The sequence below is a fragment of the Thermomonospora cellulosilytica genome (assembly GCF_014138835.1).
GTDB classification, from domain to species: domain Bacteria; phylum Actinomycetota; class Actinomycetes; order Streptosporangiales; family Streptosporangiaceae; genus Thermomonospora; species Thermomonospora amylolytica.
This window is the reverse complement of record NZ_JACJII010000001.1, coordinates 4977379-4995257: the sequence shown is the minus strand read 5'-3', so window position 1 is coordinate 4995257 and position 17879 is coordinate 4977379. Positions and strand designations below refer to the sequence as shown.

Here is a 17879-nt window from a genome sequence, read left to right as displayed (position 1 = left end):
CGGTCAACGCCGCTCCTTGTCGCCGACGGGAAGAAAGACGATGGCGAGGTCGCGGAGCCGGTCCGGGTCGGTGTCGATGGCGATGCGGGTGATCTTCTCGTTGCTGACGGTGAACGTGAAGACGGCCTTCGGTCGGCCGCGGTGCGACCAGACGGCCGCCGGGACACCGTCGACCAGAGCGAGCCGGGCGGCCTGAGCCCGTCCGGCGAAGAAAGCCGCCACCGCGTCGGCGCCGCGGGCCTCGCCGGCCACGGCGTCCGGGTCGAGCAGTTCGAGCAGGGCGGTGAAATCCCCGCTCCGGGAGGCGGCGAGGAAGGCGGCGACGATTTCCCGCTTCGCCGATCGCGCGGCATCGGATGCCCCGGCCGCTCCTTGCACCCGGCGCCGGGCCCGGCTGGCGAGTTGCCGGGCCGCCGCCGGGGAGCGGTCGACGATGGCGCCGATCTCGCCGAACGACACGGCGAAGACGTCGTGCAGGACGAACGCGAGCCGCTCGGCGGGAGTCAGCGTGTCCAGCACCACCATCAGCGCCACACCGACCGAGTCGGCCAGCAGCGCCTCGTCCTCGGGGCCGGCCCGGCCGCTCGGGTGGGGGCTCGCGTGCGGGGCGGCCGGCTCGGGCGGCAGCGCCCCGGCCGACTCCTCGCGCCGGGCCCGGCGTGCCTCGAGCATGTTCAGGCACACCCGGGCGACGACCGTGGTCAGCCATCCGGCCGGATTCTCCACCTGGCCGGTGTCGGCGCGGCTGACCCGCAACCACGCCTCTTGCACCGCATCCTCGGCCTCACTGGGTGAGCCGAGCATCCGGTGGGCCACCGCGTGCAAGCGGCCCTGGTGCTCGGCGAACCGCTCGCTCAGCCAGTCCTGCTCGACCATCTGTCACATTCCTTCGTCGCGTCCTGTCATACCGATTGACCGGCGAACCCACGCCGATGTGACAGGCGGGCCCGGCCTGGACGCCCGGCCTGCCGGTTCAGGCAGCACCTCGAGCACAGGGAGACAAGGTATGAAGGCGCACGTCAGCTCGATCCTCCTCGGCGTCCGGGACATGGACCGGGCCAAGCGGTTCTACACCGAGGGACTCGGCTGGAAGATCAAGAACGACTACGGCGTCTCGGTGTTCTTCGAGTCGGACGGAGCCTCGCCCGTCGGCTTCTACGGCCGCGAAGGCCTGGCCGACCAGGTGGGCACGAGCCCGGAGGGCAGCGGCTTCAGCGGGCTGGTCCTCACCTACGTCGTCCGCAGTGAGGCGCGGGTCGACGAGATCATGGCGGAGGCCGAGAAGGCGGGCGCCGCGATCCTCAAGCCCGCCGGCGCCCTGCCGTGGGGCGGGTACGGCGGCACCTTCGCGGACCCGGACGGCTACATCTGGAGTCTCGGTTACAGCGCCCGGGGAACGGACCAGCCCTACGCGGAGTAGCCGCTGAGAAAGGCCTCTGGCGAGTGCGGGCGACGCGGCCACTACCGGGCACGCCGGCCGGACTCTCTGGACGGATGGTCCCTCGGTATGACCGGCGTGACCGGCACCGAGGAGCAGGTTCGGCGTCGACGCGGGATCGTGTCGACGCCGAACCACCGCGCGTTGTCGGACGGCGCGGCCAGAGCCAGGGGGCGCACCCTGGTGGCGATGGTGGCGGCGTCCGGCCTGGACCAGGTCCTTCGTTCTGTGCGGAGACGTGGAGGTGGCGCAGGGATGCGGGGGAGTGTCAGCGGAGGGCGTGGTGGGGGGTCCACAGGTCGCGGCGGGTCATGACGTCGCGGAGGGTGAGCAGGTCGTCGGTCATGACGCCGTCGACGCCGAGGTCGAGGAGGCGTTCCATGTCGGCGCGGCGGTTGACGGTCCAGGCGTGCACCTTGAGGCCGAGTTCGTGGGCCTGGGCGACGAAGGACTCGGTGACGAAGGGGACGCGGCCGAGGGCGTGGGGGACCTGGGCGCAGGCGACTCCGGTGGCGGCCAGGCGGATGAGCTTGGCGGCGGGGCCTCCGGCGGAGCGGGCGCGCAGCGCCATGACGCCGCGGGGGCCGAGGGCCATGCACACGTCCTCGTCGGTGAACAGCGGCAGCCTGGCGCGCAGGGCGGCCAGGCGGCGGGTGGAGAACGAGGTGATGCACACCCGCCGCCACGCCTGGGTGCGGTGCAGGGTGCGGGCCAGGGGGGCGATGGCGGGGGCGTCCTTGATGTCGATGTTGACGCGGATGTCGGGCCAGCTGCCGAGGATGTCCTCCAGCAGGGGGATGGGTTCGACGCCGGCGATGCGGGCCTTGGCGACCTCGCTGTAGGGCATGCGGGCGATGGCGCCGTGCCGGTCGGTGACGCGGTCGAGGGTGCGGTCGTGGAAGGCGACCAGGACGCCGTCGGCGGTGGCGTGCACGTCGGTCTCCAGGTAGCGGTAGCCGAGGTCGACCGCGTACTGGAAGGCGGGCATGGAGTTCTCCAGTCCGTGGCGGGCGCCGCCGCGGTGGGCGAACGGGATCGGCCCGGGATGGTCGAGGAACTCGTACGGCACGTAGGCGAGTATCGCCCGTCGGCGCGGGTGGGGACGATCCGCCACGCCACCTCGCGCCTTACTTTGTCAAGGCGCGGGGTTGGTAGCCCATTCCCGCCGCCGGATCTCGGCCAGGGCGACGGCGGTGGCGACGGCGACGTTCAGGGAGCCGACGCGGCCGATCTGGGGGATGTAGGCGACCGCGTCGGCGGCGGCCAGCAGGGCGGGGGAGCAGCCGTGGTCCTCGCCGCCGACGGCCAGGCAGATGTCGCCGTCCAGGGGCGCGGCGTGCAGCGGGACGGCGTCGGTGGCCAGTTCGAGGGCGACGACGCGGAACCCGTCGGCGCGGGCGGCGGCGACGGCGTCGGCGGCGGCCGGGGTCTGGTCCCAGGGGACGAGGCGTTCGGTGCCGAGGGCGGTCTTGCCGACGTTGCGGTGGGTGGGGAGGGTGGCGTTGCCGGCCAGCCACAGGTGCTCGACGCCGAACGCGGCGGCGCTGCGGAGGATGGACCCGGTGTTGAACGGCTGGGTGACCGACTCGACGATGAGGGCGAGGCGGCCGTGGGTGCGGCGGCGCCAGTCGCGGTTGAGGCGTTTGACGTCGGTGGGCCGCAGCTGGCGGCGCCGGTCGGTGCGGGGCGCGGTCATCGGGTGTCCTCGTCGGATGCGGGTCGGGTGGTGCCTCGGGAGGTGACGGCCAGGACCCGGTAGGCGGATCGGGACGCCACGCGGCGGGTGGGCCAGCCGTGGGTCTCCAGCCAGCGGTGCAGGCTGTCGGAGCCCAGGTGCTTGGAGACGACCAGGTGGGCGGTGCCGGTGGGGGTGAGCCGGTCCAGCCAGGTGGCGAGCAGGTCGTGCAGGGCGGTCTTGCCGATGCGGATGGGCGGGTTGGACCACAGGGCGTCGAACCGCAGCTCGGGGTCGATCTCCTCCGCCCGGATGAACCTTACGTTGTCAAGCCCGGCGGTTTGGGCATTCTGCTCCGCAAGCCGAAGTGCGCGAACGTTCACGTCCACCCCATAGACGGTCGCCCGGGGCGATCGGGTCGCCATGGTGCAGGCGATGGGCCCGTACCCGCAGCCCAGGTCGAGGAGGTTCCCGGTGGGCGGGGGCGGGGGGACGGTCTCCAGCAGGATGCGGGTGCCGGGGTCGATGCGGTCGGGGGAGAACACGCCCCGGTCGGTGGCCAGCCGCAGGTGTAGGTCGGGCAGGACGAGGTCGACGGTGCCGGGGCGGCTGGCCGTCTCGGGACGTTCGGTGAAGTAGTGATCCCCCACGTCCGGTGACCGTACCAGCCCCGGGCGGGCGGGCGTGCCGGTCAGGGCAGGCGGGAGAACCAGGCCAGGGACGCGCCGGCGGCGGCGAGGGCGAACAGCAGCGCGATGCCGGTGAAGCGGGCGGCGATGTCGCGGTGTTCGATGCGCCAGCCCAGTGAGGTGCCGATGTTGGCGTACACCTGTGACAGCTGGTCGCGGTCGGCGGCCTCGTAGGCCTTGCCGCCGGTGCCCTGGGCGAGGTCGGCGAGGGTGAGTTTGTTGACCTCGACGGGGGTGGTCTCCCCGTCGATCTCGACGGTGCCGTAGGGGGTGCCGAACGCGATGGTGGAGACGGGGACCTTGGCGGCGCGGGCGGCCTCGACAGCTTCGGGGACGGACCGGCCGGTGGTGTTGTCGCCGTCGGACAACAGGACGATGTGGGCGGGCGGGGGGTCCTGGCCGGCCTGGGCGTCGAAGCCGCGGATGGCCTGCAGGCCGGTGAAGACGGCTTCGCCGATGGCGGTGCGCTTTTCCAGGGTGAGGTTGTCGATGGAGGCGATGGCGGTGGCGCGGTCGCCGGTGGGGGAGGCGATGACGTTGGCGCTGCCGGCGAAGGCGATGACGCCGACGTTGAAGCGGGCGGGCAGGTCGCCGATGAAGCGTTTGGCGGCGGACTTGGCGGCCTCGAGCCGGTTGGGGGCCACGTCGCGGGCCATCATGGACAGCGACACGTCGATGGCGACGATGACGGTGGCGCGGTCGCGGGGGACCTTGACGGCGGTGGCGGGGCGGGCGAATCCCAGGCACATGAGGGTGATCATGACCAGGAACAGCCCGGCGGCCACGTGCCGCCGCCAGCCGGGGTTCTTGGGGGCGACCTGGGACAGCAGTGCGAGGTTGGTGAAGCGGACGACGTAGCGGCGGCGGCGTGCCTGCAGCAGCACGTAGACGGCGACCAGCAGCGGGACGACGGCCAGGACCCATAGGCGGCCGGGTGACAGGAAGGTCATGGGCGTGCCCCCGTGGTGGTGCGCCCGGTGGTGCGGCCGGCGGTGCGGCGTTGCCGCAGGGCGAACCGGGCGATGTCGGTGATCCAGTCGCGGTCGGTGCGCAGTTGCAGGTGGTGGGCGCCGCAGCGGCGCAGGGCGGCGGCGACGGCGTGGCGGTGGGCGGTGGCGGCGGCGTTGTAGGCGGCGGCGGTCCTGCGGTTGAGGGCGATCTCGTGGACGTGGCCGGTTTCGGGGTCGGCCATGTGGACCAGTCCGATGTCGGGGAGGGCGAGTTCGCGGGGGTCGATGATCTCGACGGCGAGGACCTGGTGGCGGCGGGTCAGGCGGCGCAGGGGCCGTTCCCAGGCGAGGGGGGCGCCGGGGGCGGGCTGGTCGAGGAAGTCGGAGATGACGACGCGCAGGCCGCGGCGGGTCTGGCCGCGGCCGAGGGAGGCGATGCCGTCGGCGAGGGTGACGGGTCGTGCGCGGGGGTCGGCGGGGGGTTGGGCGGGGGTGTCCAGGAGGGTCTGCAGCAGCGCGTACATGGCGGCCTTGCCGGTGCGGGCGGGCCAGCGGCGCAGTCCGCCGGGGTGCATGAGGTAGGCGCCGGTGCGGTCGCCGAGCCGTACGGTCAGGAAGCCGACGGCGGCGAGGGCGGCGACGGCCAGGTCGCGTTTGGGGAGGGCGGCGGTGCCGTAGTCCATGCTGGGGGTGAGGTCGATGAGGGCCCAGGTCTCCAGTTCGTGGTCGGCGACGAGGTCGCGGACGTGGGGCTGGGTGGTGCGGGCGGTGACGGCCCAGTCCATGTGGCGGACGTCGTCCTCGCCGGGCTGGTAGGCGCGGGCTTCGGCGAGTTCGGTGCCGGGGCCGGGCAGCAGCCCGAGGTGTTCGCCGTTGAGGAGGCCGTCGAGGCGGCGGGTGACCGACAGTTCCAGGCGCCGCAGGGTGCGTTCGGGGGCCAGCCGGGTGAGTCTGTCGCCGTGGTGCTGGCGGTGCGGTCGGTACGGCATGACGGTGCGGCTTCGGGCGGTCAGGCGTGGGCGGCCTGGTCGTGGTTCCACACGACGCGGGGTGGTGGGACGGCGGCGAGGATCTGGTCGATGATCTCGCCGGTGTGGACGCCGTCGGCGAGGGCGTCGAAGGTGAGCACGATGCGGTGGGCCATGACGTCGCGGGCGACGGCGCGGACGTCGTCGGGGAGGACGAAGTCGCGGCCGTGCAGCAGGGCCAGGGCGCGGGCGGCGGCGACCAGGCCGAGGGTGGCGCGGGGGCTGGCGCCGATCTCGATGACGCCGCGCAGGTCGGGGAGCCGGTAGTGGGCGGGTTCGCGGGTGGCCATGACGAGCCGGACGATGTAGTCGGCGACGAGTTCGTGGACCGACACCTCGGCGGCGGTGCGCTGCAGGGCGGTGAGCCGTTCGGGGTCCAGGACCTGGGCGGGTTCGGGGGGTTCGACGCTCATGCGCTGCAGGATCTGCAGTTCGTCGTGGGCGCCGGGGTAGCGGACGTCGACCTTCATCAGGAACCGGTCGCGCTGGGCTTCGGGGAGGGGGTAGACGCCTTCGGACTCGATGGGGTTCTGGGTGGCGATGACCAGGAACGGCCTGGGCAGGGGGAAGGTCTTGCCGGCCAGGGAGACCTGCCGTTCGGCCATGACCTCCAGCAGGGCGGACTGGACCTTGGCGGGGGCGCGGTTGATCTCGTCGGCGAGGACGAAGTTGACGAAGACGGGGCCGAGTTCGACGTCGAACTGTTCGGTGGAGGGGTGGTAGATGCGGGTGCCGACGATGTCGGAGGGGACGAGGTCGGGGGTGAACTGCAGGCGGGCGAAGGTGCCGCCGACGACTTTGGCGAGGGTGCCGACGGCGAGGGTCTTGGCGACGCCGGGGACGCCTTCCAGGAGGCAGTGGCCCTGGGCCAGGAGCGCGACGATCATCCGTTCGACCATGTGCTCCTGGCCGACGATGACCTTCTTGACCTCGGCGACGGTGCGCTGCAGCAGGGCTGCGGCCTGGTCGATGTCGTGGGCGGCCAGGGTCATGTCGTGTGGACCTCGCTGTCTCGCTGTGAGTGGTGCCGACGGTCGCGGTTATGACCTTATGTGATCTCTCCTACCCGCCGGGAGCGTGCTCGGTGTGCCGGGGCGGGTGGGGCGGCGTTAGTGTGGCGGCATGTCGAGGCCGTTGCCGTCTGGTGATCCTATGCGGTTGGGGCCGTTCCGGTTGTCGGCGCGGCTGGCGGAGACGCCTGCGGGGATCGTGTTCTGGGGTGAGGACGAGCGGGGCCGGCAGGCGACGGTGGCGGTGCTGCGGCAGGGGGCGGCGGCGGATCCGGCGGCGCGGGAGCGGTTCCGTGCGGCGATCTTGGCGGCCGTGCCGCAGAACGGCTCGGGGAACGGTGACGGGCCGCGGGTGCTGGCGGCGCAGCCGGAGGGGCCGGCGCCGTGGGTGGCGGTGGCGTACGAGCCGGATGCGGGGGGTGTGCGGCCGGCGGGGGCGGAGCGGTTCTTGGAGCCGGTGGCGTTGTCGGGTGGCCGGTGGTGGCGGCGTGGCCCGTTGTTCCTGCCGTATTGGGCGGGTGGTGGCGGCCCGGCGGTGCAGGCGGCGGCCCCGGTGGGGGGTCCGGTGCCGGATGGGCGGGGTGAGCGGGGGCTGGCGGCGGCGGTGCTGGCGTTGGCGGTGATGCTGCTGGTGCTGGCGGTTTTGATGCTGTTGTTGTTCGCGTGCCGGCCGAAGGTGGATCCGCCGCCGCCCGATCCGCCCGCGGATTCGCCGTCGCAGTCGCAGCCTCGGTCGCAGCAGCCGTCGCCGTCCCCGTCGTCGCCGGGGCGGTCGCCGTCGCCGTCGCCGTCTCCGTCGTCGGGGTCGCCGTCGCCGGGTGAGCCCGGTGAGCCGGTGGGTCCCGGGGACGGCGGCGAGCTGTAGCCCTTGCAGCCCCCGGGGTCATCCCGATTGCGGGGGCGGGGGGCCGCGGTCACGATGGGGTGGTGGAGGGTCTGGTCGCGTTCTGCGGTGCGGCAGTGTTGATCTCGACGGCTCCCGGGCCGACCACGGTGGTGATCTTGCGGGAGGCGGCCCTGCCGGGGCGTGCCGGGGTGCGGCGGGCTCTGGAACGGGTGTCGGGGGTGGTGCTGGTCGGGTCGGGGGCCTGGCCGGCCGCCGGGGGCCGCTGACGCGCCCGAAAGGTTTTCGAGGGGTGGTGCCGGGTGGAGTGCCCGTCGTGTGGGACGAACGCGGCGGCCGGGCCGCGGTGCGCCCGCTGCAACGCGCCGCTGCCGCAGACGTCCGGGCAGACGGCGACCGTTGAGGATCCGCCTGCGCCGGGCGTGCGGTGGGCCGGGCGGGGGGAGAAGCTGCCGTGGCCCGACCCGCCGCGTCCGGCAAGCCGCCGGCGGGGCCGGGCGGGGGCGTACCTGCCGTGGGTGCTGACGGCGTGGACGGTCGCGGTCGGGGGGTCGCCGCGGTCCTGGTCCTGTGGCCTGAGGGGCCTGGTGGGAACGCGGGGGGAGGGGTGACGCCGGGCCCGCACGTGGCCGTTCCCACCTCGGCGTCGCAGGCGCCTGGTGCGGGGCCGTCCGAGCCGCCGACGCAGCGCCGCTACTGGGTGGACACGTTCACCGACGCCGAGGGGCACCGCGAGCCGGGGGCGGGCCCGCCGGTGGGGGTGCTGCGGGCGGGCACGCATTATGTGTTCTGCAAGGTGTGGGGGCCGCGCCGGTCGCGGGGCGACGCCCACAACCACTGGTGGCTGCTGACGGACCTGGACGAGGTGTATTCGGGTGGCGGGCCCCGCGCCTACGTGCCCGCGCTGTACCTGACGCACTGGGGCGACGACGAGGCCAAGGACAACGACGGGGTGGAGATCCCGACCTGCCCGTCGTGACGGGACGGGGTTGACTTTCGGCAGTGCCGGGCGCGGCGGGGGCGGCGGTAGCGTCGCGAGGGTGACCGCCATGCCCCGATCCCGCCTGTTCCGCCGCCTGCCCGGTGGCCTGGTGCGCGGCGCCGTGCTGCGCGGGGGGCTGTTGTGGGCGGTGGCGGCGCTGCCGGTGCTGGCGGGGCTGCCGCGGGCACCGGCGGTGGCGGCGGCGCAGCTGGCGGGGCTGGTGGTGCTGGGCGGGGCGCTGGCGGCGTGCCGGCGGCCGCTGGTGGCGCTGCCGGCGGCGTTCGCGCTGCCGCTGCTCAGCGGGAACTTCGCGTTCGGGTTGCCGCTGGTGTCCTACCGGGTGGGGCGGCGTTCTGAGCGGGCCCGGCCGGTGGTGTGGGCGTTCACGCTGATCTGCGGTGGTGGTGCGGCGCTCAACGTGGTGCGGGGCGTGCCGGTGACGGTGTGGTTCCCGCTGACGGTGTGGCTGGTGCTGCTGGGGGTGCTGCCGTGGCTGGCGGGGCGGGCGTGGCGGCAGTACACCGCGCTGGTCCGCGCCGGGTGGCAGCGGGCCGAGCAGCTGGAACGCGAGCAGCGGATCGTCGCCGAGCGGGAACGGCTGCGGGAGCGGTCCCGGATCGCCCAGGACATGCACGACTCGCTGGGGCACGAGCTGAGCCTGATCGCGTTGCGGGCCGGTGCGCTGGAGCTGGCCGCCGACCTGGACGAGCGGCACCGGGCCGCGGCGGCGCGGGTGCGGGAGGCGGCGGCCACCGCCACCCAGCGGCTGCAGGAGATCATCGGGGTGCTGCGCGAGGACGCCGAGCCGGCGCCGCTGCGGCCGGGAGGCGGGCCCGCGGCGCTGCGGGAGCTGGTGGAACGGGCCGCCGCGTCCGGCATGCCCGTCGCCTTCGACCTGCGCGGGGACGCCGAGCCGGCGCCGCCGCTGGTGGAGGGGACGGTGTACCGGGTGGTGCAGGAGGCGCTGACGAACGCCGCCAAGCACGCCCCCGGCGCATCGGTGACCGTCGAGGTGACCCGCTGCGGGGACCGCACCCGGGTGGTGGTGGTCAACACCGCCCCCGCCGGTGCGGGGGAGCCGGCGGGGGCGGGCGGCGGGCTGGGGCTGGCGGGGCTGCGGGAACGGGTCCGCCTGACCGGTGGGACCTTGCGGGCCGGGCCGCTGCCGGGCGGGGGGTTCGCGGTGCGGGCCGACCTGCCGCACACCTCGCCGGCCCGCCTCCAACCCCCGGCGGACGCCTGCGCCCCGGACCCCGCGGGGCCGGACGGCGATCCGGGCGGCGGGCCGTACGACGGGCCGGACACGGTGTCGGGGCGGCAGCTGGCGCGGTGGCGGCACCGGCTGCGCCGCGAGCTGGTCACCGGCGCCGCCGCCCTGGCCGCGCTGCTGGCGGGGCTGGGGGCGGTGATGGCCGCCTACTACGTGTACGTCACGATCAACTCGGTGCTGCCGCCGTCGACGTTCGCCCAGATCACGGTGGGGCAGACCCGCGCCGAGATCGATCCGCTGCTGCCGCGCCGCACCCTGTGGGGCGGCGCCGCCCCCTACGACCCGCCCGCCCCGCCCGGGACGGACTGCGCGCTGTACCGGCCCGACGCCAACCCGCTGGGGCTGGGGCAGGTGTACCGGCTGTGCTTTGCGGGCGGCCGGCTGGCCGCCAAGGACGTCATCACGCGGGCCGGGCCGGGACCGTCGTCCCCGGCCCCGGCCCGGCCCGCGTCCGACGAGTGAGAGGGGTCCGACGTCGTGACGATCCGGCTGCTGCTGGCCGACGACGAGACGATGATCCGCGCCGGGGTCGCCGCGATCATGGCGACCGACCCGGACCTGGAGGTGGTCGCCGAGGCCGCCGACGGGCGCGCGGCGGTGGAGGCGGCCCGCCGGCACCGGCCGGACGTGGCGCTGCTGGACATCCGGATGCCGCGGATGGACGGGCTGGCGGCCGCCGCCGAGATCCGCCGCGCCGTCCCCGCCACCGCGGTGATCATGCTGACGACGTTCGGGGAGGACGACTACATCGCCCGTGCCCTGACCGGCGGGGCGGCCGGGTTCCTGCTCAAGTCGGGGGATCCGCGGGAACTGCTGGCGGGCGTGCACGCGGTCGCCGGTGGGGCGGCGTTCCTGTCCCCGCGGGTCGCCCAGCGGGTGGTCGCCCATCTGGGCGGGGGGTCGCGGCTGTCGCGGGCGGCGGCGGCGCGGCGCCGCGTCCAGGCGCTGACGGCGCGGGAACGGCAGGTGCTGGGGCTGGTGGGGGAGGGCCTGTCGAACGCGGAGATCGCCCGGCGGTTGAACGTGGTGGAGGGCACCGTCAAGGCGTACGTGAGCGCGATCCTGGCGCGGCTGGACGTCCGCAACCGCGTCCAGGCGGCGATCCTGGCCTACGAGGCGGGCCTGGTCGGCGACGACGGCCCCTGAGCACGCGGGGGCACGTCACCTGGGCTGGGGGCGGGCGCCTGCGCCCGGTGGTGCGGCCGTCCCCCGGGGGTCTTGCCGTGGAGCGGGCGTGGGCCCGGCACCGCCGCTCAGGGGTGCCGGGCCCACGCCCGCTCGTTCTCACACGCCGGTGCCGTCCCGGGCGTCACCGGCCGTCATGGCAGGGACCGGCCGCGAATCCCGCGCCGTCCCCACCGAGCCCACCGAGCCCGCCGGGACGGTGGGGCCCGCCGACAGCAGCGGCCCGGTCACCGGCAGCGTCCGCAGCGTCGTCACCAGCCGCGCCGCCCACGGCGCCACCGCCACCGCCAGCAGCCCGGCCACCACCGACCCGACCACGAACCCGGCCGCCACGTCGTGCGGGTAGTGCACCCCCACGAACACCCGGGAGAACGCCATCAGCGCCGCCAGCGGCAGCACCAGCGGCGCCACCGCCCGCCACGCCACCGCCAGCGCCGTCGCCGACGCCGCCGCGATCGTGGCGTGGTTGCTGGGGAACGACCAGTCGCCCACCGCCGGGCAGGCCGCGATGTTCATCGCCCCGGCCACCGCCCGGCACGGGCGTTCCTGCTCGATCAGGCTCTTGGCCACCTCGCTGACCAGGTAGGCGGCCACCGTGACCACCGGCCCGGCCACCGCCAGCGCCATCGCCCGCGCGTCGGCGGTGCGGGCCCGCCACCAGCCCGCCGCGAACAGGACGGCGAACAGCAGCAGTCCCGCGTCGGTGCCGACCTCCGCGACCGTGTGCAGCCACGCGGGGGTCCCGTGCGCGAACTCGGTGACCGCCCGATACCAGTCGGCGCTGAATTCCGGCGCTCGCATGCTCTCCCTCGACCTCGGAGCCCGGCCCCGCGCACCGTGCGCAAGGGCCCGTACACGAACAGATCGTCTCCTGGACGGGGCGAGTTCACATCCCGTTCATCTTTTTATGGGGATATCACCCGATCAAGATCGAAATGTGCGGATCAACGGCCCGCGGGCACCCCCGCCCGCCGCCGCGCCACCACGAACCGGACCGTCTCCACCGCCACCGTGATCCCCACCGCCAGCCCGAACCCCGCCAGCAGCCCCCGCAGCGGATCGGCCTCGAACGCCCGGCCCCCCACATACCCCACCAGCGCCGCATAAGCCCCCCAGCTCACCGCCGCCACCCCCGCGAACAGCGCGAACAACCGCCCCGGATATCCCGACGCGCCCATCGTCACCGTCACCGCCGTACGACCCCCCGGCACGTACCGCGCCACCACCAGCACCAGCCCGCCCCGCCGCCGCAGCGTCCGCGACGCCCACCCGAACGCCCGCTCCCGCCGCGACCCCGGCCGCAACCGCCCCTCCAGCCGTCCCCGCGACGCCCACCCCACCCAGAACGCCACATGATCACCCGCGAACGCCCCCGCCGCCGCGCACACGATCGCCCCCGCCAGGCTCGGCTCACCCGACGCCGCGTACACCCCCGCCGTGATCACCAGGCTCTCGCTCGGCACCGCCGGGAAGAACGCGTCCACACATGCGAACACCAGCAACGCCACATAGAACCACGGCGAGGACACCGCCCCCTCCACCCACACCAGCACCTGATCGACCACCGCGGCCATCCCTCTCACGTCCGTCCGGCGACGTGAACGGCCACCCCGCCCACGCACCGCACGACCGTAAGGACCGGCCACCGGCCCCCACATCCGGCCGAAGACACCTCCCGCCCCCGACTTTCGTCACCCCGCCGCTGATATACCTGGACATCCCGTACGCGAAAGGCACCCGCATGGACACCGCACGCCGCTTCCAGCAGGCCGTCCACGACCGCGACCTGGACACCATCACCGCCCTGCTCGCACCGGACGTCCGCTTCTTCAGCCCCGTGAAGTTCACCCCGTTCACCGGCGCCGACATGGTCGGCGGCCTCTTCGGCGTCCTGCTGCGCACCTTCGAGGACTTCCGCTACACCGGCGAACTCCACGGCCACGCCCGCATCGGCGCCGACGGCCCCGACGCCCCCTCCCACATCCTGATCTTCCACGCCACCGTCGCCGGCAGGCACATCCACGGCATCGACCTCATCCAGACCGACGCCCAGGGCCTCATCACCGACTTCACCGTCATGGTCCGCCCCCTGTCGGCCGTCACCGCCCTCAGCGAAGCCGTCCACGCCGGCCTCGTCGCCGACGGCCTGGTCCCCGCCCGCTGACCCCCGCAACACCAGCACCCCGCAACAGCCCCACCGGCGGATCCCAAGGCCCGCACGGCGGGCACCGGCACTCGACCCAGACCACGCGGCCGGATCGGTTTCGCGGCCCGGCCACACGGCGAGGCCGGAGGGGTGCCGCCGACCCCCGCATGCTTCGGCGGCGTGAACGGCCACGCCGCCGAAGCATGCGACCGTAAGGACCGGCCCCCGTCACCCCGCCGCTGATACACCCCTGCGACGCGACGGCATGGCGGCGGCCCCGGCGGGCGGCCGACCGCCGCGGCACCGGCTCACCTGCGGCCCTCCTCCAGCAGCGGGTGAACGCGCATCGCCGCCTCCAACTCGCCCGGCAGCTCGTCCCGGTAACGCGACAACGTCGACAGATCCGAATGCCCCAGCACCCGCCGCACCGCGTCCATGTCCGTCGCCGCCGCCAGCAGATGCGTCGCCGTCGTGTGCCGCAACCCGTGCGGCGTCACCGCCCGCCGCCGCGACGGCTCCACCCGCGCCAGCACCCGGTCGATCACCGCCTGCACATCACCGCGCGCCAGCCGCCGCCCCCGCCACGACAACAGCAGCGCCTTCGGCTCCACACCCCGGTCCAGCAGCGGACGACCCCGCGCCAGATACTCCTCCAACAACACCGCCACCGGGCGGGGGAGCGGCACGTCCCGCGTCCGCCCGCCCTTGCCGAAGATCCGCCAGTACCGGTCACCGCCGTTGACGAAGAAATCCTCCACGTTCGCCCGCGTCAGCTCCGACACCCGCGGCCCCACCGTCGCCAGCAGCACCACCGCCAGCGCATCCCGCAACTCGGTCCGCTGATCGCGCCGCCGCGCCGCCGGAACCGGCTCCTCGGCCATCCGCCGCGCCGCCGCCAGCAGCCCACCGGCCTGCTCCACCGTCAACGCACGCCGCTCCGCCCGCAGCCCCCCGCGTTCACGCGCCGACACCGTCACCGCCCGCATCGGATCCAGCTGCACCCACCCCGCCGTCACCGCATGCCGGAAGAACACCGACAACGACCGGCGGAACCGCGCCTGCGACGCCGCGCTCTGCGACGCCCGCCCCGCCCGCGCCGCACCCCCGCCGTCCCCACCGTCCTCGCCGGCCCGCCGCCGCCCGTCCGGCCTGCGCGCGAACGCCAGCAGCACCGCGTCCACGTCCGCCCCGTCCAGATCGTCCAGCACCCGCCCGGCGCCCGCCAGCTCCGCGAACGTCTGCACATCCCGGCAGTACACCTCGGCGGTCGCCGGCGAGAACTGCCCCGTCACCGTCTTGGCCCGCACCAGCTCCACATACCGATCCACGGCTTCCTGAACGGACACACGCTCGATCTCGGCAGGCCGCATACCCCCGAACCCTAACCACCCCCACCGACAAACCCCGCCCCACCGGCCCCCCGGGCACCAACACGACCGATCCCGCACCTCCGGCCTCCTGAACCCTGACCGCAGCCAGCCGGGACCGACCGACCCGACCAGCGCCCGACAAGCGAAGAAGAGGCAGATCCGATCTCTTGCCGATTGCTCGAACCCCGGTTCACGCAAACCGAGGAATCCCATGAGCCCGCCCCGCCTACCGTGACGAACAGGACCGGCGGCGGAAGGGGCGGACCCATGAGCAGGCTGGTAGTGAACACCTTCGTCACCCTGGACGGCGTGATGCAGGCCCCGGGCGGACCCGAAGAGGACCGCAGCGGCGGCTTCGAGCACGGCGGATGGATAGCACCGCACTTCGACGACACGGCGGGCGCGTTCATCAACGAGGTGATCGAACGCGCCGGCTCGTTCCTGCTGGGACGCAGAACCTACGAGATCTTCGCCGGGTACTGGCCCCACGTGACCGACGAGGACGACGTGGTGGCCTCCCGGCTCAACACGCTCCCGAAATACGTGGCCTCCCGCACGCTCGACAAGGCGGACTGGCACAACACCACGGTGATCCGCGACGTGCCCGCCGAGGTCGCGGCGCTCAAGGAACAACCCGGCGGCGAACTACAGGTCCACGGCAGCGGAAACCTCGTCCAGACGCTCATCGAACACGACCTCGTCGACGCCTACAACCTCCTCACCTTCCCCGTCGTGCTGGGCACCGGCAAACGCCTCTTCCCCGAAGGCACCACCCCCGGCGCACTACGCCTGACCCACACCCAGACCACCGGCACCGGCGTGGTGATCACCTCCTACGAACGCGCCGGCAAACCCACATACGGCACAGTCGGCCAGGACACCTGACCCCGCGCCCGACACGGGACGCCCCCGATGACTGCCACGGGGCCGTGCTGAGAACCCCTGAAGATGGCCGTGAGAGGCGGGACGCCCAGGGAGTTCCGCGACTACATCCGCCCAGGGCCCCGTCCTAGGGTCTGTCCGGTAGACCTTGGCGGTGGCCCGAACGTCACGCTGCGTGACCCGTTCACCAGCCGTTCGCAGTGGCCGTCCCAGGGGAGTGCGCCCCGAGAACTGCGGTAGGCGTCCACGGTCGCCGCCAGGGGAGTGGGGCGGTGCGCCGGCCGCGAAGTGCACATCCGACCGGACGCGGAAGAAGTGCGAGCCTGGAGCTGCCGGGCCGCGTTGCAACAGCGGGTGGGATCGTTCTGCGGCTGGAGTGGACGGGGCTGCCCGCAGGATCTCCCTGGCGAGAGGGCCCGCCGGGTCGGTCGGCCGGACCAACGGCGATACCCAACAGAATTTGGCTTCTGTCTGGTATCAACCTGAATGTTCCGAATGTCCGAGTGGGGTCATGGGCGGCTGGCAGGGAGGCGCTGGGGAAGGGGGGACATGGGATTCGGTGAAGGCGGTCAGCGAGGCGCCCTGCGGCAGCGGCGAGGCACCCGAGCGTTCAAAGGCACCGGGGCATGTGCCCGGTCGGGGACGTGGTGCGGGGGTCATGTGCCGGGGTCGGAGACGGGCGGGCGGGTCTCGCGCAGGTGCCGCAGGACCGGTGCCGTGCGGGCCAGGTCGCGCAGGCCCTCGGCGGCGACCTTGGTGTAGATGCTGGTCGTGGCCAGGTTCTGGTGGCCCAGCGCCGCCTGCAGCTCGTTCAGCGAACCGCCCTCGCGCAGCACGCCGACCGCGTAGGTGTGCCGGAACACGTGCGCCAGCTCGCCCTCCGGCCGCCGCACCCCGGCGCGGCGGAACCACTGGTCCACCCGGTACTCGATCATCCCGGTGGTGATGGCCCGCCCGGTGAGGGTGACCAGCAGGGGATCGCCGGCCTCGAACGGCCCCAGGCGCCGCCGCCGGTCGGCCAGGTAGTCGTCCACCGGCTCCACCGCGACCGGGTCGATCGGCACGTTGCGGTGCGCGCCGCCCTTGCCGCGCAGCCGCAGCAGCACCCCGCCGGTGTCGCGGACCACGTCGTGGACCCGCAGGCCCACGACCTCCGACGTGCGGGGCCCGGCTCCGGCGAACAGGGCGATCAGCGCCCGGTCCAGCAGGATCCACTGGCCGCGGGCCTGCCGGTGGGGGGTGGAGGCGGCGCGGACGATCCGGCCGAGCTCTTCGTCGGTCAGCGCGACCGGCAGGCGGCGCGGCAGCCGCGGGGTCTCCAGTTCGATGGTGGGGTCGGCGGTCAGGTGCCCGGTGCGCACCAGCCAGGCGCACCAGCCGCGCATCGCCGAGATCCGGCGGCTGCGGGTGGCGGCGGACTTGCCCTCCCGGAAGAACGCGGCCGCCGCGGAGGTCAGCGCCTCCACGGTCAGGTGCGCCGGTTCCAGCGCCTCCAGCGGCTCGAGCCCCTCGGGCACGTGGACGCCGTGGTGGTCGGCCAGCGCCTGCCCCCATGCCTGCAGGTCGGCGCGGTAGGCGGCCTCGGTGTTGTCCGACATGCCCCGCCCGGAGGCGCGCTTGTGGTCGAGCCAGCGTCGCCCGAGCTCCCACAGCGTCACGTCCGCCACGCGCATCCTCCCTGTCCGTTCGCTCACCCTGAGGGGTGTCGGTGTCGCTCGTTCACGACGGTGGAACGGCGCCACGTGCCGACCGCCCGGACCCCGCCGAGCCCCGCTCGTTCACCTGCTTATCCAGGATAATACATATTATCCTAGACAGATTCCCGCTCCTCCGCCGGCGCCGGGACCCTCGTGTCGCGCACTCGCATCGCCTGGTCCTGCGTCCCCGGACGAGCCAAGCAAGCGACGTCGGTACGGTGCCGCCCCATGCCGACCAGCGGACCATCGCCCATGGCACCGCAGTGCCGGCGCGCTGCAGGCAAACGTGAGCGCCGGACGCCCGACGTTCACGCTCGCCGCATTCCGTCTCCACAAGAGTTCTCCCGAACGACCGCCGCATGGCACATGGGCCCGTGCTCTCCGGCGTACGCGGCCTGCCCTGGCCCACCGCCCGTTACGGCGGACGACGGCGATCCGACTCGCTGGTGCCGCTTTCCGGGCTTCTGGAGCGGTGAGCCGCCTTCCCTGCGGCAAGAGCGGCGTCCGATCAGGATCAGTGGTGCCACAAGCCCGCCTGCGCGAACTGCGATCACAGGAAGGTCTGGAATGGGTGGCGTCGGCGCCTCGTGACGGTCCCGCAGAGGGCTCTGCGGTATTTCGGTCAGGCCCATGGCAAGGAGGTTGGGCGGGTTTCTGTGGCGGGGCCTGGCCGGCCTGTGACGCGCCACTCCCCTACGCGCCTCCTGTGCGGT

19 protein-coding genes are annotated in these 17879 nt (G+C 73.9%); 8 read left to right on the top strand and 11 right to left on the bottom strand.

The window, feature by feature from the left end; genetic code table 11:
* Positions 1–3: 3 nt before the first annotated feature.
* A complete protein-coding gene (locus tag HNR21_RS23360) occupies positions 4–876 on the bottom strand; it encodes a sigma-70 family RNA polymerase sigma factor (RefSeq protein ID WP_182706874.1) in 873 nt (290 codons plus the stop codon).
* Between the two features lie 130 nt (positions 877–1006).
* Here HNR21_RS23360 and HNR21_RS23355 point away from each other — a divergent pair, with 130 nt between their 5' ends.
* A complete protein-coding gene (locus tag HNR21_RS23355; protein WP_182706873.1) occupies positions 1007–1420 on the top strand; it encodes a VOC family protein in 414 nt (137 codons plus the stop codon).
* Positions 1421–1706: 286 nt separating this feature from the next.
* Here the strand turns inward: HNR21_RS23355 and HNR21_RS23350 are convergent, their stop codons facing one another.
* From HNR21_RS23350 to HNR21_RS23325, 6 genes are all read right to left on the bottom strand, one after another.
* Positions 1707–2507 (bottom strand): glycerophosphodiester phosphodiesterase family protein, encoded by an 801-nt coding sequence (locus tag HNR21_RS23350; RefSeq protein WP_182706872.1) that lies wholly within the window; start codon positions 2505–2507, stop codon positions 1707–1709.
* A 66-nt stretch (positions 2508–2573) separates the two neighbouring features.
* Positions 2574–3134, bottom strand: coding sequence for a TrmH family RNA methyltransferase (locus tag HNR21_RS23345; RefSeq protein WP_182706871.1), 561 nt, complete (start codon positions 3132–3134; stop codon positions 2574–2576).
* Entirely contained in the window at positions 3131–3763 is a 633-nt protein-coding gene (locus HNR21_RS23340) for a class I SAM-dependent methyltransferase (protein ID WP_182706870.1), read from the bottom strand. Before HNR21_RS23340 ends, HNR21_RS23345 begins: the two co-directional genes overlap by 4 nt.
* Positions 3764–3804: 41 nt before the next feature.
* Positions 3805–4752 carry a VWA domain-containing protein gene (locus tag HNR21_RS23335; RefSeq protein WP_182706869.1) on the bottom strand — a complete coding sequence of 316 codons (948 nt, stop codon included), beginning with the start codon at positions 4750–4752 and terminating at the stop codon, positions 3805–3807.
* Complete coding sequence (locus HNR21_RS23330) at positions 4749–5741, bottom strand: DUF58 domain-containing protein (protein WP_182706868.1); 993 nt, start codon at positions 5739–5741, stop codon at positions 4749–4751. The genes HNR21_RS23335 and HNR21_RS23330 overlap by 4 nt, the downstream gene beginning before the upstream one ends.
* 20 nt (positions 5742–5761) lie before the next feature.
* Positions 5762–6772 (bottom strand): AAA family ATPase, encoded by a 1011-nt coding sequence (locus tag HNR21_RS23325; RefSeq protein WP_182706867.1) that lies wholly within the window; start codon positions 6770–6772, stop codon positions 5762–5764.
* Between the two features lie 160 nt (positions 6773–6932).
* Between HNR21_RS23325 and HNR21_RS23320 the strand changes: the two genes are divergently transcribed.
* The 5 genes from HNR21_RS23320 to HNR21_RS23300 all read left to right on the top strand — a co-directional run bounded on the left by HNR21_RS23320 (position 6933) and on the right by HNR21_RS23300 (position 11032).
* Positions 6933–7655, top strand: coding sequence for a hypothetical protein (locus tag HNR21_RS23320; RefSeq protein ID WP_246442305.1), 723 nt, complete (start codon positions 6933–6935; stop codon positions 7653–7655).
* Between the two features lie 62 nt (positions 7656–7717).
* Entirely contained in the window at positions 7718–7903 is a 186-nt protein-coding gene (locus tag HNR21_RS23315) for a hypothetical protein (RefSeq protein ID WP_182706865.1), read from the top strand.
* A gap of 338 nt (positions 7904–8241) precedes the next feature.
* Entirely contained in the window at positions 8242–8613 is a 372-nt protein-coding gene (locus HNR21_RS23310) for a hypothetical protein (protein ID WP_182706864.1), read from the top strand.
* A gap of 70 nt (positions 8614–8683) precedes the next feature.
* Positions 8684–10348 (top strand): sensor histidine kinase, encoded by a 1665-nt coding sequence (locus HNR21_RS23305; protein ID WP_182706863.1) that lies wholly within the window; start codon positions 8684–8686, stop codon positions 10346–10348.
* Between the two features lie 15 nt (positions 10349–10363).
* The gene (locus tag HNR21_RS23300) at positions 10364–11032 is read left to right on the top strand and encodes a response regulator (RefSeq protein WP_182706862.1); all 669 of its coding nucleotides are present in this window, start codon (positions 10364–10366) and stop codon (positions 11030–11032) included.
* A gap of 138 nt (positions 11033–11170) precedes the next feature.
* Here HNR21_RS23300 and HNR21_RS23295 read toward each other — a convergent pair whose 3' ends face one another.
* Both HNR21_RS23295 and HNR21_RS36105 read right to left on the bottom strand, forming a co-directional pair.
* Entirely contained in the window at positions 11171–11872 is a 702-nt protein-coding gene (locus tag HNR21_RS23295) for a phosphatase PAP2 family protein (RefSeq protein WP_182706861.1), read from the bottom strand.
* 143 nt (positions 11873–12015) lie between these two features.
* Entirely contained in the window at positions 12016–12636 is a 621-nt protein-coding gene (locus tag HNR21_RS36105) for a DedA family protein (RefSeq protein WP_312881198.1), read from the bottom strand.
* Between the two features lie 176 nt (positions 12637–12812).
* Between HNR21_RS36105 and HNR21_RS23285 the strand changes: the two genes are divergently transcribed.
* Positions 12813–13235, top strand: coding sequence for a nuclear transport factor 2 family protein (locus HNR21_RS23285; protein WP_182706859.1), 423 nt, complete (start codon positions 12813–12815; stop codon positions 13233–13235).
* A gap of 290 nt (positions 13236–13525) precedes the next feature.
* Here the strand turns inward: HNR21_RS23285 and HNR21_RS23280 are convergent, their stop codons facing one another.
* Positions 13526–14545 carry a tyrosine-type recombinase/integrase gene (locus HNR21_RS23280; RefSeq protein WP_312881197.1) on the bottom strand — a complete coding sequence of 340 codons (1020 nt, stop codon included), beginning with the start codon at positions 14543–14545 and terminating at the stop codon, positions 13526–13528.
* A 309-nt stretch (positions 14546–14854) separates the two neighbouring features.
* Here HNR21_RS23280 and HNR21_RS23275 point away from each other — a divergent pair, with 309 nt between their 5' ends.
* On the top strand, positions 14855–15472 hold the full coding sequence (locus HNR21_RS23275; protein WP_182706857.1) for a dihydrofolate reductase family protein: 618 nt from the start codon (positions 14855–14857) through the stop codon (positions 15470–15472).
* A gap of 653 nt (positions 15473–16125) precedes the next feature.
* On the opposite strand, the gene HNR21_RS23270 is transcribed toward HNR21_RS23275, so the two are convergent.
* Positions 16126–17136: a tyrosine-type recombinase/integrase gene (locus tag HNR21_RS23270; protein ID WP_182706856.1), complete on the bottom strand. Its 1011-nt coding sequence runs from the start codon at positions 17134–17136 to the stop codon at positions 16126–16128.
* Positions 17137–17879 lie beyond the last annotated feature (743 nt).